The 3,222-nt window shown below is 65.3% G+C and carries 2 protein-coding genes and 1 pseudogene; 2 read left to right on the top strand and 1 reads right to left on the bottom strand.

Annotated features, from left to right (window positions below; genetic code table 11):
- A partial coding sequence (locus NA3_RS37940) for a hypothetical protein (RefSeq protein ID WP_084492124.1) occupies nucleotides 1–679 on the top strand: 679 nt, incomplete at its 5' end.
- A 407-nt stretch (nucleotides 680–1,086) separates the two neighbouring features.
- Here the strand turns inward: NA3_RS37940 and NA3_RS35045 are convergent.
- Nucleotides 1,087–1,929: an MmyB family transcriptional regulator gene (locus NA3_RS35045; RefSeq protein WP_084492125.1), complete on the bottom strand. Its 843-nt coding sequence runs from the start codon at nucleotides 1,927–1,929 to the stop codon at nucleotides 1,087–1,089.
- Between the two features lie 900 nt (nucleotides 1,930–2,829).
- Between NA3_RS35045 and NA3_RS35050 the strand changes: the two are divergent.
- Nucleotides 2,830–3,222, top strand: a pseudogene (locus NA3_RS35050) (hypothetical protein); the annotation flags it as partial.

Raw genomic sequence — 3,222 nt, forward strand, 5'->3', positions numbered from 1 at the left:
TTTGGACCGGTTCCAGCTGGGCCAGCAGGTCGGGCTGGCGGCGGACACGATCAAGAAGATAGAACTCAAGAAGCGTCCGCTCGTCGACGACAACATTCGAAAAGTGTTGGCAGCCTTGGAAGTCCAGGACAACAACGTTCGCCTTCTTCTGTCGGCGCGGGAGGGGCGGCTGCGGTCCGACGACAGTGCCCCCTGCGATTTGGAGCTTCGCGCTATCGAGGCGATCACGGTGCCGGTGTTCATCCTCAACACGGTCATGGGGCGGATCGTGGCTGCCAACCAGGCGTGTGAGTCGTTGATGCATTTGCGCGCCGGTGTGAGCATCTACGAGTGGCTGGTCGCCGACCCGTGGACGAGGCAACTACTCGGGCAGGAGTGGCACACAATCGCGCACGGCCTGATCTGGGGTGCCGCGCCACTGATCGAGTGCGTGATGCCAGACGGTGAGCGCGAGCGTCTGCTCGAGGTCTGCAGTCGGGTGCCGGAATGGGAAGCGTTGTGGACCACGCGCCCCGCTACCGCCGACTTCATCTACGGCGCACGCATGACCAACCCCAGGACGGGAGACACGCTCGACTACTCGTTCACCGCGTCCGAGTTGCGGTTTCCGCCCCGGGTCGGGTGGTGGCAGGGCCAGCTCACCCCCACGGGACCAGAGTTGGCGCGGGTGAGTGCATGAACGTGGCCCGGGAGGGAACAGGCGGACACCTGGCGGTCTTCCCTCCGGGCCACGCCCGCCCGTGACGCACACCGTCACGGGGGTCCGGGGCGTCGCCGCCGACGGCGCCGGTGCTGCGGCGCCGACGGCGAGGTAGGCCGCTGCGCTGGCGTGGCGGCGGTGGCGGTGTGTTCGATGGCGGCGGCGATGTCGGCGGCGGTGAGAAACCATGTTCGCCCGGCCCGATGTCCCGGCAGCGCGCCGGCTTTCAGCTGCCGCAGATACCACGCTTCGGACTTGTGCAGAGCGCGAGCGCCGACAGAGACCGGGTAGGTCGGCTCGTGCGGGGCCGCCACTGCATCCGCGGCGTCCTCAAAATCTGTGGTGTCTGGATGCTTATCAGTCGACACACCAACACCTCTCTCACACTATGAAGCAGGTTGTGCCCCAACGTCGTCCGCGCCCTGATGCCCGGCAGCGTGTGATCGATACGCCAAGAACAAGCGAACCCCGGGTTCCTCGACGAGCTCGGTGACCTGCACGCTGACCAGTTCATCCCGGTCGCCCCAGCGGCGGGGAGACGGACCAACGTCGTAGGCGACCTCGACACCGCTACGCCACAGCCCAGCGAATCGGGCACTGCCGGCGAGTCGTCGAAGGAGCCGGGCTCCCTCCGGCGCGTCGCGGAAGCGACCCAACGCCGCACGTAGAGTCGCCACGAAGAACTGGGCGTCCTCCTCGGGACCCTGGCGACACGAATCGTCAGCCGAGGAGAATCGCCAGAAGGCGAGGTTGTTCTCGGCTCGGTCCAGGCCGGGAAACAGGCTCTGGAACTGCTGGTTGGCCGCCACAACATTCCACAGGGGATCGCAGAAGCCACAGGCAATCGCCCTGGCGTCCCAAGTCGCCAACTCTCCTCGGCGACCAGGAGTCACTATCCGCTCACGCAACTCCTCCAGTGGAGCCAGGACAGCGGCGGGTTCCCACAACTCGATGGTATGGCGACGCTGGGCGGATGACAGTTCGTAACCGGTGATGATCTTGTCGAGTGTGTCCCGGCGCGGAGTCGCCGAACCAACCTCGACCGACTTGAGATAGGCGGCACTGACGTGTGTGTACTGGCCGGCCAGATCGCGGGTCAGGTCGCGGTGTTCGCGCATCACCCGTAGCCAGGGCCCGAGTGCTGGAATTCCAACCGGCACATCACCAGCCAAACGGGCGACATCCGGTGGCTGTCGAGCGTGAGGTGAATCGGGTGTGGTGGTGGTCATGAAACCCCCTCGAACGCCGACACTTTCGTGTCAGCGAATACAGGAATTGGTGAAAAGTTTTCTCCCCCGAGCGCTTTCGTTCCTACCAGAATCCCGCGATGGCGGCAACGAACAACCAGCGGTCTCACCGGCGAAGAGGCGCGCTCGACCTCGACCCCACGGCGGTGTTCACCACGTGGTGTCCACCAATCGGCGACGGGCGGGAAAAATTTCGAGGGATACTGCGAGTATCAATTTTCGCCGCTGTCGCACGTAAACCCATCTCTATGTGGGGCTAGCGCGGGTATATATAAAAACTCTATCCCTTCAACGCCTGGCGAACCATAATTTTCCGCGTTTTGATGGTAGGGCAACTGCTCCTGCTTCGAAGGGAAATTGATTGTGGATCCGATGGTCGTTCTTTCCTGGATCGATACCGGCTCTGCGGCAGTCTCGAACGGACTGACGATCGCCGCCCAAGTGCTCTCGCTCGTCCTGCCGTTCCTCTGAACTGCTGAAACGGCGGATCGGCGCCCCGGGTCAGTCGGCGTTGACGACGCCGGGGCGCTGATTCCCCGAAAAGCCACACCATTCATTCTTTTCATCTTTCCCTCCCTCCATTCGAAGGGTTTATTCGGCATGCCGAAAACAGGATTCAGAAACGCCAAGAGAAGAACCGCGACACCCAACAAAAGGGGGGAGCGGTTACCGGCAGGGAAGTCCCGACCTGCGTCGCTCGTGGTTGCCGGTGCCGTTCCGCTATTGATCGCCCTCGCGTGCGCCGGCCCGGCAGGTGCATCGACGGCTTCGACCGCGGACCAGCCTGGCGTTACCAGCCCTTCCCAGCCCGGCACCGCGACACCGCCGCCCCCACCCGCGCCACCGCCGCCTGCGCCGGAACCGGCACCCGAGCCTCAGCCGGTGTATATCGAGCAGCCACCCGAGGTCCGCAACGGGCCCACCCCGCGCCCCGAACCCGCCGACGACCCAGCACCGCCGGTGCAGGTGCAAGACTTGCATCTGCCCGAGCCGGTGGCGCCGGTCGCGCCGATTGCGCCGCCGGACAACACGATCCGTATCGGTCAATGGCAGGCCCCGGCACCGGATTGGCTTCCACCCCAAGCACGTGACTGCATCAACACCACCGCGGCCGGTGCCGAAGCTCAGGTCGCCACCGCTTTGGACTCGATCGGTATCCCGGCAGGGCGCTCGGACCGGGTCAGCGGCGCAACTCTTGCTGGTGCCGGGCTCGGCGGCGCGGCCGGAGCGGTCGTGGCCGGCGCACCGGTGGCGGCCGCGGGCGCGGTCGTGGGT

This window comes from Nocardia africana NBRC 100379 (assembly GCF_001612635.1).
Lineage (GTDB): Bacteria > Actinomycetota > Actinomycetes > Mycobacteriales > Mycobacteriaceae > Nocardia > Nocardia africana.

What these genes read in the sequence shown, in the direction of transcription:
- NA3_RS35045 (WP_084492125.1), bottom strand. Translation starts at nt 1,929, where the DNA reads ATGACCACCACCACACCCGATTCACCTCACGCTCGACAGCCACCGGAT.